The 13384-nt window shown below is 42.4% G+C and carries 13 protein-coding genes; 11 read left to right on the top strand and 2 right to left on the bottom strand.

The window, feature by feature from the left end; all coding sequences use genetic code 11:
• Nucleotides 1-268: 268 nt before the first annotated feature.
• The 8 genes from SLS51_RS10990 (at nucleotide 269) to SLS51_RS10955 (ending at nucleotide 10192) form a co-directional block, all read left to right on the top strand.
• On the top strand, nucleotides 269-1189 hold the full coding sequence (locus SLS51_RS10990) for an EamA family transporter (protein ID WP_323838242.1): 921 nt from the start codon (nucleotides 269-271) through the stop codon (nucleotides 1187-1189).
• Between the two features lie 602 nt (nucleotides 1190-1791).
• Entirely contained in the window at nucleotides 1792-3399 is a 1608-nt protein-coding gene (gene dppA / locus SLS51_RS10985) for a dipeptide ABC transporter periplasmic-binding protein DppA (RefSeq protein WP_323838239.1), read from the top strand.
• A 118-nt stretch (nucleotides 3400-3517) separates the two neighbouring features.
• Complete coding sequence (gene dppB, locus SLS51_RS10980) at nucleotides 3518-4537, top strand: dipeptide ABC transporter permease DppB (protein WP_323838236.1); 1020 nt, start codon at nucleotides 3518-3520, stop codon at nucleotides 4535-4537.
• A 10-nt stretch (nucleotides 4538-4547) separates the two neighbouring features.
• Nucleotides 4548-5447 (top strand): dipeptide ABC transporter permease DppC, encoded by a 900-nt coding sequence (dppC, locus tag SLS51_RS10975; protein WP_323838233.1) that lies wholly within the window; start codon nucleotides 4548-4550, stop codon nucleotides 5445-5447.
• Nucleotides 5448-5459: 12 nt separating this feature from the next.
• The gene (gene dppD, locus SLS51_RS10970) at nucleotides 5460-6440 is read left to right on the top strand and encodes a dipeptide ABC transporter ATP-binding protein (protein ID WP_323838231.1); all 981 of its coding nucleotides are present in this window, start codon (nucleotides 5460-5462) and stop codon (nucleotides 6438-6440) included.
• Entirely contained in the window at nucleotides 6437-7456 is a 1020-nt protein-coding gene (gene dppF, locus SLS51_RS10965; RefSeq protein ID WP_323838228.1) for a dipeptide ABC transporter ATP-binding subunit DppF, read from the top strand. The genes dppD and dppF overlap by 4 nt, the downstream gene beginning before the upstream one ends.
• A gap of 359 nt (nucleotides 7457-7815) precedes the next feature.
• A complete protein-coding gene (locus tag SLS51_RS10960; RefSeq protein WP_323838376.1) occupies nucleotides 7816-8523 on the top strand; it encodes a HAMP domain-containing protein in 708 nt (235 codons plus the stop codon).
• A 178-nt stretch (nucleotides 8524-8701) separates the two neighbouring features.
• Nucleotides 8702-10192 carry an insulinase family protein gene (locus tag SLS51_RS10955; protein ID WP_323838226.1) on the top strand — a complete coding sequence of 497 codons (1491 nt, stop codon included), beginning with the start codon at nucleotides 8702-8704 and terminating at the stop codon, nucleotides 10190-10192.
• Between the two features lie 43 nt (nucleotides 10193-10235).
• Here the strand turns inward: SLS51_RS10955 and SLS51_RS10950 are convergent, their stop codons facing one another.
• The gene (locus SLS51_RS10950) at nucleotides 10236-10442 is read right to left on the bottom strand and encodes a 2-hydroxymuconate tautomerase family protein (protein ID WP_011144704.1); all 207 of its coding nucleotides are present in this window, start codon (nucleotides 10440-10442) and stop codon (nucleotides 10236-10238) included.
• A 54-nt stretch (nucleotides 10443-10496) separates the two neighbouring features.
• The gene (gene yhjD / locus SLS51_RS10945) at nucleotides 10497-11492 is read right to left on the bottom strand and encodes an inner membrane protein YhjD (RefSeq protein ID WP_323838223.1); all 996 of its coding nucleotides are present in this window, start codon (nucleotides 11490-11492) and stop codon (nucleotides 10497-10499) included.
• Nucleotides 11493-11720: 228 nt separating this feature from the next.
• Between yhjD and SLS51_RS10940 the strand changes: the two genes are divergently transcribed.
• From SLS51_RS10940 to SLS51_RS10930, 3 genes are read left to right on the top strand one after another with little or no spacing between them, the layout of a single operon-like run.
• A complete protein-coding gene (locus tag SLS51_RS10940; protein ID WP_323838221.1) occupies nucleotides 11721-12206 on the top strand; it encodes an Hcp family type VI secretion system effector in 486 nt (161 codons plus the stop codon).
• 2 nt (nucleotides 12207-12208) lie between these two features.
• Nucleotides 12209-12568, top strand: coding sequence for a tlde1 domain-containing protein (locus SLS51_RS10935; RefSeq protein ID WP_323838219.1), 360 nt, complete (start codon nucleotides 12209-12211; stop codon nucleotides 12566-12568).
• Nucleotides 12532-13005 carry a hypothetical protein gene (locus tag SLS51_RS10930; RefSeq protein ID WP_323838217.1) on the top strand — a complete coding sequence of 158 codons (474 nt, stop codon included), beginning with the start codon at nucleotides 12532-12534 and terminating at the stop codon, nucleotides 13003-13005. The genes SLS51_RS10935 and SLS51_RS10930 overlap by 37 nt, the downstream gene beginning before the upstream one ends.
• Nucleotides 13006-13384: the final 379 nt, after the last annotated feature.

Genomic DNA, 13384 nt, shown 5'->3' with positions numbered 1-13384 from the left:
TAGGGAACACAGTTTTACTAGAAATTAATAAGTTTAGAATAAACGGTAATCGAGTATTTTCGAAGCGTGAATATCAAAATTCTATCAGTAGACATAAAGACAGGATATTTTTGCATATCGTTAATACGTTAGAAAAAGAAGGTAAGATACGGCTAAACATGACATTGATTGACTGTTCTACAGGAAATATTAAAGATGAATCCGCAATAACAAAAGGAATCAAATATCGGAAATTTAATTTTTGGAATAAGAGAATAATAGGTGATATATGTCTTCATATAATGGCGTAATATATGGGGTTATTTTTTGCCTCATCAGTGCAGCATTTGATGTGTTTGTTGCGTATTTAACGCAATCGATAAATTCAGCTATTGTTATCTTTTATTGCTTTATATCATCTACTTTATTATTTATGATGATAAGTATTTTCAAAGGGATTGATCAATTAATTGTGAAGGTTCGCAAGAACACCTTATTGGTGTTAATTGTTAATATCTCAATTCTATTAAATTGGGGGGGATTAATCATTTCGCTACGTTTTCTTGAGCCTGCAATAGTGGGGGTAGCTTCAGTGGCTTGTGGTCCTGCGATAACAATCCTCCTTTCATCTTTTATCGATAAAAACGAGGCAAAAACAGAAAAATTGGAAGTCGTCATATCCTGGTTAGTTCTCATTGGTGTAGGTGTGATGCTAGTGAATGTATTTTTAGGAAATAGTGGATTATCATCAACCTCAACTCAGGATAGGATTATTGGCATTGTTAGTGTGATAATTGGTGCTGTAGGAACGGTGTTATACACTATTTTTTCTAAGAAATTATTCAAGGAAAAATGGCAAACATATGAGATATTGTCTGTTAGAAGTATTTTAATGGTGATACTTTCATTTTGTTATATTTCACTATCCGATGTTTCTCTTAGTTTGAATATTGACATGATTCTTCCGATGTTAATTCTTGTTGCTGTCGGGCATTTACTGCCAATCTATCTCGTATTGAAGGCAATTAATGCCATTACTCCCCTTCATATCTCTTTATTATTTTTACTGATACCTGTATTTACGATTCTTTTCCAATATCTTGATTCACGTATAGCTTTTTCTGTTGAAAGTTTGATTGCAGCTTCGGTTATAGTTTCTTTATTAATTATTCTTGGTGTAAGTAAGATAAAAAAAGACAAAAAGGTATAAGGATGTTATCCAAAAAAATTATGAAAAAATTAGGATAATTGAAGAATTAGGTGAATATTTGAAACCTATCTAGTATTAATAGCGACCTGATGATAGCAACGGTCGTTAATTTACTAGTTAATTATTAATGAAACCAGAAGCGATGAAAAGTAGATAAACGAGTAACAGGTTTTTGTATTTATTTATATTATTAATGTTATACTTATTTAACTTACTTTTCAGGTGCCGACTTTATTCGGCACACAGCATTTTATGCCAGTTATCATCTTTTTCTCTGAAATAATCGTTTACTAATTAATCAAACAACCACAAATTTTGCGCACAGGTTAACAGTGATTAATCCTGCATTCATGAGCTTTTTATGGTCTTTTTGTCTATAAAATGTGCGCATTGTCATGTTTTTGTGCTAACTATGTTAATTATTAGTTTCCTTTGTGTTTTCCTGTTGTTTATGACATCTGTTGAGATCTTATTGACGCAAGAGACAACAGTTGTTTAATTGATAAGCTGAAAATAATAAACAAAACCTAAACAGCGCAGTTTCGGACAGGAAGTGCAGATTCTGGCTGTACATAACAACATCACAAATGGAGTGCAAGAAAATGACGACTTTCTCTAAAAGAGCGAGGTTATTGAAGCTAGGGGTCAGCTTAGTTGCATTGGCCGTAACCGCCAGCGTTCAGGCAAAAACATTGGTTTACTGTTCCGAAGGCTCACCGGAAGGCTTTAATCCACAACTGTTCACCGCTGGTACAACTTATGATGCCAGCTCCAGACCACTGTATAACCGTTTGGTTGAGTTCAAAACTGGTACAACTGAAATTATCCCGAGCCTGTCTGAAAAATGGGATATTAGCGATGACGGTAAAGTTTACACTTTTCATCTGCGCAAAGGTGTTAAGTGGCACGATAGCAAAGACTTCAAACCAAGCCGAGAATTTAATGCTGATGATGTGATCTACACTTTCATGCGGCAAAAAGATGCAAACCACCCATACCACAAGGTGTCAGGCGGCAGCTATGAATATTTCATTGGCATGGGTATGAGTGAGATGATCAATAAGGTTGAAAAAGTAGATGATTATACTGTCAGGATTGAACTGAGCCGCCCGGAAGCTCCATTCCTGGCTGACTTAGGCATGGATTTCGCCTCTATTATGTCAGCAGAATATGCAGATAAGATGATGAAAGCCGGTACACCGGAGAAAGTCGATCTGAATCCAATTGGTACAGGCCCGTTCCAGTTGGTGCAATATCAGAAAGATTCTCGCATTCTGTATAAAGCTTTCAAAGAATACTGGGGAGATAAAGCCAAAGTTGACCGGCTAGTTTTCTCTATTACTCCTGATGCATCCGTTCGTTATGCAAAATTACAGAAAAACGAATGTCAGATCATGCCATATCCAAATCCGGCGGATATTGCCCGCATGAAACAGGATAAAGATATCGTTTTGCTGGAACAGCCGGGTCTGAATGTCGGTTATGTCGCTTTCAATGTCATTAAAAAGCCATTGGATAACGTCAAAGTTCGTCAGGCGTTGACGATGGCAGTCAATAAAGACGCTATCATTGAAGCGGTTTATCAGGGCGCAGGTCAAAAAGCGAAAAATCTGATCCCACCAACCATGTGGGGTTACGACAATGATCTTAAAGATTATCAGTACGATCCGGAAAAAGCGAAACAGCTCCTAAAAGAAGCAGGGATGGGAAGTGGTTTTACCATTGATCTGTGGGCAATGCCGGTACAGCGCCCATACAACCCGAATGCCCGTCGTATGGCTGAAATGGTCCAAGCTGACTGGGAAAAAATTGGTGTTAAGGCCAAAATTGTTAGCTATGAATGGGGTGAATATTTGAAGCGAGCTAAAGATGGCGAGCACCAAATTGTCATGATGGGTTGGACGGGAGACAATGGTGATCCAGATAACTTCTTCGCGACTTTGTTTAGCTGCGCAGCCAAAGAGCGAGGTTCCAACTACTCCAAATGGTGTTACAAACCGTTTGAAGATGCCATACAGCCAGCCCGAATCGTTTCTGAGCATGCTAAACGTGTTGAGCTTTATAAACAGGCTCAAGCTGTGATGCACGAGCAGGTTCCGGCCCTGATTGTGGCGCATTCCACGGTATATGAACCTATCCGTAAAGAGGTCAAAGGTTACGTCGTTGATCCTCTAGGCAGACATATTTTCAGCAACGTGTCTCTCGAATAATCCTGTTTTGACTTAAGGTTTTGATTAAATTGTGAGCCAAAGGGGGAAAGTCCTCCCCCTTATCAAGCCAAACGGCCTGAGAGCTGTAACCGGCATTTAAAAAAAGAGAGTTCGGGATATGTTGCAGTTCATACTCCGACGTCTGGGGTTGGTAATCCCAACGTTTATTGGCATTACTTTACTGACTTTTGCTTTTGTCCATATGATCCCCGGCGATCCGGTGACCATTATGGCCGGGGAACGAGGAATATCGGCTGAGCGCTATGCCCAGCTAATGGCCGAAATGGGGTTGGATAAACCACTTTGGCAGCAATACTTTCATTATGTAAGTAATGTGTTACATGGTGATCTTGGTATCTCCATGAAAAGTCGTATCTCGGTGTGGGAAGAGTTTGTTCCCCGTTTCAAGGCAACGCTTGAATTGGGGATATGCGCTATGTTGTTCGCTATTGCTGTCGGTATTCCCGTTGGCGTCCTGGCGGCGGTAAAGCGTGGTTCTGTTTTTGATCATACTGCGATAGGACTTTCCCTAACCGGATACTCCATGCCGATCTTTTGGTGGGGGATCATGTTGATCATGCTGGTTTCTGTCCAGTTGGATCTGACACCCGTATCGGGTCGGATGAGCGACAGTGTCTTCCTTGATGACAGTTATCCGCTGACGGGTTTTATGCTAATCGACACACTATTCTGGGGTGAAACCGGTGATTTTAAAGATGCGGTGATGCATATCATTTTGCCTGCCGTTGTCTTGGGGACGATCCCACTGGCAGTGATCGTCCGTATGACCCGCTCTTCTATGTTGGAAGTACTCGGTGAAGATTATATCCGTACTGCACGCGCTAAAGGCTTGAGTCGTATGCGTGTGATTGTGGTTCATGCGCTTCGCAATGCATTGCTGCCGGTTGTAACCGTTATCGGCTTGCAGGTGGGCATGATGCTGGCGGGGGCGATCCTGACTGAAACTATCTTCTCTTGGCCGGGGCTTGGACGCTGGCTGATCGATGCCCTTCAACGCCGGGATTATCCGGTGGTTCAGGGCGGTGTATTACTGGTGGCGATCATGATCATCTTGGTTAACCTGATAGTTGACTTGCTATACGGCGTCGTTAACCCGCGTATCCGGCATAAGAAATAGGGAGCACATTATGTCTCAAGTGACTGATCCTGCAAACAGTGTGCCTAAGATTATGACGCCGATGCAGGAGTTCTGGTATTACTTTAAGCGCAATAAAGGGGCCGTTGCTGGCTTGGTTTATATTGTGCTGATGTTGTTGGTTGCTCTGTTGGCGGGGGTGCTTGCCCCACACGGTGCGGCCGAACAGTTCCGCGATTCTTTGCTGACGCCACCGGTATGGCAGGAAGGGGGAAGTTGGCAGTTTATTCTGGGTACTGATGATGTTGGACGTGATTTACTTTCACGTCTGATGTACGGCGCTCGGCTTTCATTGCTGGTAGGTTGTCTGGTGGTGGTGCTATCCCTGTTGATGGGGGTTGTTCTGGGAGTATTGGCGGGTTATTTCGGTGGTGTGGTGGATATTATCATCATGCGTATCGTTGATATTATGCTGGCATTGCCAAGCCTGTTGCTGGCTTTAGTGCTGGTGGCGATATTTGGGCCATCCATTGTCAATGCTTCACTGGCGTTGACCTTTGTCTCTTTGCCACATTACATCCGTTTAACCCGCGCTGCGGTGTTGGTAGAAGTGAACCGTGACTATGTGACGGCTTCACAGGTGGCGGGAGCGGGTGCCATGCGCCAGATGTTTATCAATATTCTGCCTAACTGTCTGGCACCATTGATTGTGCAGGCTTCTCTGGGTTTTTCTAATGCCATTCTTGATATGGCTGCTTTGGGTTTTCTGGGGATGGGGGCGCAGCCACCCACACCGGAATGGGGGACAATGCTGTCTGATGTATTGCAATTTGCACAAAGTGCCTGGTGGGTGGTGACATTCCCGGGGGTGGCGATTCTGCTGACCGTGTTGGCGTTTAACCTGATGGGTGATGGTTTGCGTGATGCACTTGATCCTAAACTCAAGCAGTAGTGAGGTGGCGAAATGGCACTGTTAAATGTAGAAAAATTATCGGTTCACTTTGGTGACGAAGAGGCACCATTCCGCGCCGTTGACCGCATCAGTTACCGAGTTGAGCAAGGGCAGGTTGTTGGGATTGTTGGAGAATCTGGTTCAGGTAAATCGGTCAGTTCATTGGCTGTAATGGGATTGATTGATTATCCGGGTAGAGTGATGGCTGACAAACTGGAATTTAACCAGCGTGATCTGACCAAAATTTCCGAACGAGAACGTCGCCAACTGGTTGGTGCGGAAGTGGCAATGATCTTCCAAGATCCGATGACCAGTTTGAATCCCTGTTATACCGTTGGGTTTCAGATTATGGAAGCGCTGAAAGTGCATCAAGGTGGCAATCGTCGTACTCGCCGCCAGCGGGCGATTGATCTATTAACTTTGGTCGGTATCCCTGATCCTGCATCGCGTTTGGATGTATATCCGCACCAATTATCGGGTGGTATGAGTCAACGGGTAATGATCGCAATGGCGATTGCCTGCCGGCCAAAATTACTGATTGCTGATGAACCGACAACCGCTTTAGATGTCACCATTCAGGCGCAGGTTATTGAACTGTTGTTGGAGTTGCAACAACGGGAAAATATGGCGCTAATATTAATCACCCATGACCTGGCATTGGTTGCAGAAGCCGCTCATCATATTATCGTGATGTATGCCGGGCAGGTGGTGGAATCCGCCAAGGCATCGGAAATCTTCCGGGCGCCACGTCATCCGTATACTCAGGCGTTGCTCCGTGCATTACCTGAATTTGCTACGGATAAATCCCGTCTTGCTCCTTTACCGGGTGTTGTGCCGGGGAAATATGACCGGCCTATCGGGTGTTTACTGAACCCACGTTGTCCCTATGCAAATGACCATTGTCGTCAGGTGGAACCGGAATTAAGAACGGTAGGAGAACGTCAGGTGAAATGCCATATACCGTTGGATGATGCGGGGAGGCCGACAGTATGAGTGAGTATCTTTATCCGGCGCAGCAAATATCCACTGTGCCGTTATTAAAAGCGACAGATCTGAAAAAATATTATCCGATTAAAGGGGGGCTCTTTTCACCGGCTAGAACGGTAAAAGCGTTGGATGGGGTCTCTTTCGAATTGGAAAAGGGAAAAACGTTAGCCGTTGTTGGTGAATCGGGGTGTGGTAAATCCACGCTGGGGCGATTGCTGACGATGATTGAAAAGCCAACCGACGGGGAACTTTATTATCAGGGACAAGATCTGCTGATACCCAATAAAGACGCGGAAAAGCTACGTCGTCAGAAGATCCAGATTGTGTTTCAAAATCCTTATGGTTCACTTAATCCGCGTAAGAAAGTTGGGCAGATCCTGGAGGAACCTCTGCGGATCAATACCAAGTTGAACGCACAAGAACGTAAAGAGAAAGTGTTGCAGATGATGGAAAAGGTGGGGCTAAAAACCGAGCACTACAGCCGTTATCCGCACATGTTCTCCGGTGGTCAACGCCAACGGATTGCGATTGCCCGTGGCCTGATGTTGGACCCGGATGTGGTGATTGCGGATGAACCGGTTTCTGCGTTGGATGTCTCGGTGCGGGCACAGGTATTGAACCTGATGATGGACTTACAACAAGAGTTGGGGCTCTCTTATGTCTTTATTTCCCATGATTTGTCTGTGGTTGAACATATTGCTGATGAAGTGATGGTGATGTACCTCGGTCGTTGTGTGGAAAAAGGCAGTAAGGAGATGATTTTCAGTCATCCACGTCACCCCTATACACAGGCGTTATTATCAGCAACACCGAGGCTGAATCCTGAATTACGCCGTGAACGGATAAAATTGACCGGCGAATTACCCAGCCCAATGAATCCACCGCCCGGTTGTGCATTTGCCGCTCGTTGTCGCCGGGCACTTAGCGTTTGTACTCAGTTTCAGCCAACATTGAATCAATATGGTGATCAACTGATCGCCTGTTTTGCGGTCGATCAGGATGAAAATGTGACGGTGGAATAATTGCTTGGCAATTATACCCTATGGATTTCAAGATGAATCGCGGCGGCAAGGGAGTGAATCCCCGGGAGCATAGCAAACTATGTGACCGGGGTGAGCGAGTGCAGCCAATAAAGAGGCAACTTGAAAGATGACGGGTATATTCAATAAAACATCTTTGGTGATATTGGGTTAGCCGGTATCACCCTTTAAATATTTGCTTATATTTTTGGTAGCGACTTATCGCTACCAAAGACAATTATTTCAGAAAAATAACGACTTGGATAAGTGAAACAGGATCGCTAGCGATAAAATCAAGTATACTCAATTCCATTGATCACGTGTTATAACTGCGATATCCACAGGCATTGGTTTAAGTGAAAATGAAATTGCGCGTCAAACGTTCGTTAACTATTAAACAGATGGCCGCAGTGACCAGCGTCACGCTGGTGACCATTGCTATTTTTATTACGATTCAATTGTGTCATTTTATACAGCAACGTAAAGATGATTATATCAGCCAGCTTAATAATGCGGCAGTTCAGGTACAGGCACCTTTAACGGAAGCACTACTTAGTTCCGATCTCAGTAAAGCAAAAGAGTTGCTGATAGGGCTGCGCACTGTAGGTATTTTAGGACGTGCGGATGTGGTGTTACCGGAGGATATCCGGGTGATACGATTGAGCTTTGCTACCCATCGCCCAATCCCCGAACTGGCTAAACGTGTTTTTGGGATCCCTGTGGAAGTGAGTATTCCTCTTCATGTTTATGGTTCAGTATCGACGGATGCTAAATCGCTAGGGCATCTGATTTTGCAAGTGGATTCCAACCGAGTATATCGTTTTGTCATTAATACGTTGGCACTGATGCTGACAACTTATTTATTACTGGCCCTTATCCTTACGGTGTCGATAAGCTGGTGTATCAACCGGATTATTGTGCACCCATTACGTGACATTGCACGGGATCTTAATAACGATCAACCATCGGAGCCAATGGCTTGCCCTAAATACCATCAGGATGATGAACTGGGTATGTTGATCAGGGGATATAATCGTCAATTTGATAAGCATAAACCTCCGTCATCATGAAACCATTCATGGCGGTTTGAGGTCTAATCCTCTGTTATAAGCCTGACAGGATTTCGCCTGCTAAAATTCAGGTTTTTGCTTTTTCTACCGTTATTATTGGTCGAAGGGAACATATTCTGTCATCAATGGTTAAACCTTCGAAGGCTAAAACCAAGGATAGACATCTATAGGGGTTCACATGCAGGGTACGAAAATTCGTTATTTTATTGGTGGGATAATGCTGGCAGTTACGGGCCAGACGCAGGCAGAAGCCTTGCAGCCTGACCCTGCCTGGAAACAAGGTAAACTGGAAAACGGTTTTAACTGGCAAATTTTGCAGACGCCACAACGTCCTAACGACAGAATACAGTTGCGCTTGGTCGTGAAAACAGGGTCACTGGCGGAGAAAACCCAACAAACGGGTTATACCTGGTTGATTCCGAAAGTCGTGCTCTTTAGTAGCAAAAGCTTATCTTCCACCAAATTAGAGCAGTTATGGAACAGTGCTATTGATCCCAAATACCCACTGCCTCCAGCTATTGTTTCATATGATTTCACACTTTATAGCTTGAGCTTGCCACATAATCGGCCTGAACTACTAAAAGACGCGTTGAACTGGTTGGCTGATGCAGCGGGTAAAGCGGTATTTACATCTGAAACACTGCAACATGCCATGAAAATGGCTGATACATCCGTTGCAACCTACCCACCAGATATACAAGATCCCGTGTGGCGTAGGCGTTTGAAAGGTTCAACGCTGTTAGGGCACGATCCGGCACAAAACGCACCTCAACCTATTGATTTGGAGAAGCTTAAGCAGTTTTACCGGCAGTGGTATACCCCTGACATGATGACGTTATACGTTGCGGGACATGTAGATAGCCGTACTCTGCCGGAAAATATCAACCTAGCGTTTTCATCATTGAAAGGTAAACGCCATACTCCGGCCACTATTGCAGCGTTGTCACCAATGAAACCGGAGACCATAGGGATTATCAGTGATAAAAAGAAAGAAGATACTTTATCCTTGATTTGGGATCTCAATTGGCAGCCGATTAATGATTCGCGTGTGCTTAATCAATATTGGATCAGTGATATTACCCGCGAGGCACTTTATCGCTATCTGCAACTTGGGTTGGAAAGAAAAAATGATAAGGCGTTGAAATTGGGGCTGGATTGTAAAGTCCAGTATCATCGTGCGAGTTGTGCCCTGAATCTCAACACGACAGCCGGTAATTTAAAACCCGCAATGGAGTATCTGGCGGCTGAATTGGTCACACTACGCGATAAAGGATTGCCGAAGGGACAATTTGATGAGCTATATGCGCAAAAACAAGCACAACTCAGCCAGTTGTTTGCCATGTATGCTCATACGAGCACGGATATTCTGATTAATCAGCGTCTTTTGTCCCAACAGAGCAATGTGGTGGATCTTGCTCCTGAGCAATATCAACGTTTGAGACAAGCATTTTTAGCTTCCTTGACCCCTGAAATGCTTAATCGTGAGTTGAAGCAGATCCTTTCACAAGAGGTTGCATTTATTCTGATTCAACCGAAAGGGGAAGCGGAGATGGATGTTGACCAGTTAAGAAACAGCTTTAATCAGATTATGTTGCTGACACCACATAAGGATAAAGTTGATATTCCGGCACAACCACCGACATCTAAGTCTGATGTAAAAGCCTCTTAAAGCAGCAAAAAGGGCGGACAATACCGCCCTTCATCATTGAAGGCTACTTTTTAGCCTCAGCTCTAAGTTCAGTCACATTCTTTCCGCCGATTCCCCAATTATCAGTATCGACTTCATCAATAATGACAAAAGTTGTCGCCGGATTTTTTCCTAATACATCGGCCAGTAACTGAGTAGCTCCTTCAATTAATTGCTTCTTTTGTTCTGCTGTAGCACCTTCACGGGTAATTCTGATATTAACAAACGGCATAAACAGCTCCTATTCATTGGGTTATTATTAGCAAATTGCTCTGCTTGGGCACATTTATTCGGTATTTTTATGATTATTATCCGCGGTGGCTATCCAGGCAGCGCAGAATAGCGTTAAGCGGGCAAAGAGGTAGAAAAATGTCATCAGACCGATAACAGATCCAAATGCGGCACCCGAAGGGGAATTGGCGAGGCGTGGTAACGTCATGGTCATAATATATTTGATCACTTCAAAGCCTATCGCTGCCATCAATGTTCCTTTCAATAGCGCTTTACGTTCTGGCTGGTGGCGAGGCAGCACCCAAAATAGCCATAGGAAAAGCAGATAATTAGCTGAAATAGAGATGGCTAATCCAATCAGGAACCAAGATGGACGCAGCCATTCAATGCCATCTAACCCTAACATCTTAACAATGGTTGCTTGGGCGGAGCCTGCGATAGAGGTCAGTGATAGCGTGATCACCAGCGCTAATAATAGTCCAATCAGAGAAATAGAATCACGAAAATATTTAAAATAGATTTTCTCGTTATCTTCCTGATTTCGCACCCAAATAGGGTGGAATTGAGCAAGAATGGCCTGACGTAAATTACTGACCCAATTCACACCGGAATACAGCGCAATTGCCAAACCGGTTAATCCCACAGTAGTACGTTGTTTAATTGCGGTATCGACACTATTTTTCAGCGTATTAGCGAGAGTCGGATCACTAATACTGTTGGCGATACCGTTAATCAGTTTTGCCAATAAATCAGGATTAGAGGCCAGAATAAACCCGGCAATGGCGAAAGAGAGCATCAGAATGGGAATAAGTGATAAGAAGGAAAAATACGTTATTGCGGCACCAAACTGATTACCCATCCGATCATTAAAACGCAGCGTTGCACGGATAAAGTGAGCGATAATAGGAATAGCGCGGATATAATTTCCTACTCTGACCGTCAGAGAAATCGTTTTTTTACTGTGATGAATGCCGTTCTCCAAAGGTGTTCTGGATAACCGTTTCGGTTGATGTTGGGTTGCTTCCTGTTTTTCTGCATAATACTTTGGCATGTATAGCCTCAAATAGTTACTTTGCTTGAATATGAGTAATCTCATCATGCAATATTTCTACGAGATGATTCCGTTGTCAAATCTAAGTCACTTGTCAAAGTGATATGCCACCAGCCTAACGAGGAGAGACTTTCCAGGCGATAGTCTTGGGTGAAATTTAATCTTCCATTTATTAATGTCATTGATATAATATTGACCAATGAAACAATAACTCAGGAGGTAATTAGTATGGCTATACCCGTTTATCTTTGGCTTCAAGACGATGGCGGTTCAGATATAAAAGGATCTGTAGACATAATGAATCGAGAAGGCAGCATTGAAGTGCTGGAATTTATGCACACTGTCGAGTTACCGACGGATGACATAACAGGGAAGATTACAGGGAAACGTGTTCATGGTGGATTTGCTTTTGAGAAAGCAATCGATTCATCATCACCTTATTTATATAAAGCATTAAGTACAGGTCAGACCTTAAAGAAGGCTGAATTTAGATTCTATAAAATAGATAATGCTGGTCAAGAAAAGGAGTACTTCAAAATCGTATTAGAAAACGTCAGAGTTTCTTCTATTGTTACATTTATGCACGATATTAAAAATGGCTTTTTTGAAAGGCATACTCATCATGAATATGTTGATTTGAGCTATGAAAAAATAACGTGGCATTATCTTGATGGGAATATTACATATTCAGATAGTTGGGCTGAGAGGGCATAAATATGTGGGTATTTAAGGTTAATTCAGGCAAGCTATATCATAATGGAACCTTCGTTGCTGAAGGATATTCTGGTGCTGTTGGATTTAAAAATAATACCGCTAATGAATGTGTCCCCTTTAAAGGGCCTTTGCCTCGTGGAAGTTACAAGATAGGCCCTCCACATTACAGTGTGAAAACGAAAGCTTACACTTTATCTTTAATACCGGATAGCAGTAATAGTATGTGTGGCAGGGATGCTTTTAAAATTCATGGCGATAATAGGAAACATCCTGGAACAGGCTCTGACGGTTGTATTGTTCTTAATTTATCCATCAGGAAACAAATATGGGTCAGTGGCGATCACGATTTAACGGTAGAATAATATTACTATCGGTAGTTGTATTATCATTTTCAATATCTGCTATTGCCGCAGGGCCTGATTGTTCAGATATAAATGGATGGGCAACTCAGCTTACTGCGAATAGTTTGAATGACTTTGGTATTGATAGAAATAATATCGATTTTGATAAAACGCAAACATCATTAATTCTTTCTGAGAAGTTAAATAAAAGTGAAATAGCTATTATTCTACAACGTGAAATAGCTAAGGCTGAAAGGAAAAAAGTACTGAATGATAAACATGAGTTTGATGATATTTATTTATCTCAGCCGATTTATAGGCAAATGTATCATGTAACATTTACCAACAAATCTAGGGATAAACTCAGTTTCATAACAACGACTTTAGCTTCAGATGATGAGTGTTCTATCGGTATAGAAAATATTTATCAAATTTCAAAGGAAATAAAGGCATATTGATGCTAGCTTTATTTAAAAGCCGCTTTCATTGTGGCGGCTTATTATCTAACAATTCAAAGTATAAAGCGTACTTGTATTGAGTTAATATCCCCTATTCATGCATAGTGAGTACTCTCTGATTAAACATTTTCATGATTAGGTATATTGATATGCTGATAATTATCAATAAAAGCACTTTTAATGAAAAATTATATATAATAATGCTGGATAAATATGAGATTGGTATCCACATTAATGTTGAAACAGCTATTAAGATAATTGAAATTAATACTTTACGTGAAGTTTTTATCTTTTCGTTAGAGTAATTAATATCCTCTGATTGATATCTGTTTATCAATATATTAAACTCTCTACTTATCTTAATAGACATACTTAATAG

Source organism: Photorhabdus africana, from assembly GCF_035181445.1.
In the GTDB taxonomy this organism is placed as follows: domain Bacteria; phylum Pseudomonadota; class Gammaproteobacteria; order Enterobacterales; family Enterobacteriaceae; genus Photorhabdus; species Photorhabdus laumondii.
This window is presented reverse-complemented; position numbering and strand designations above follow the sequence as displayed.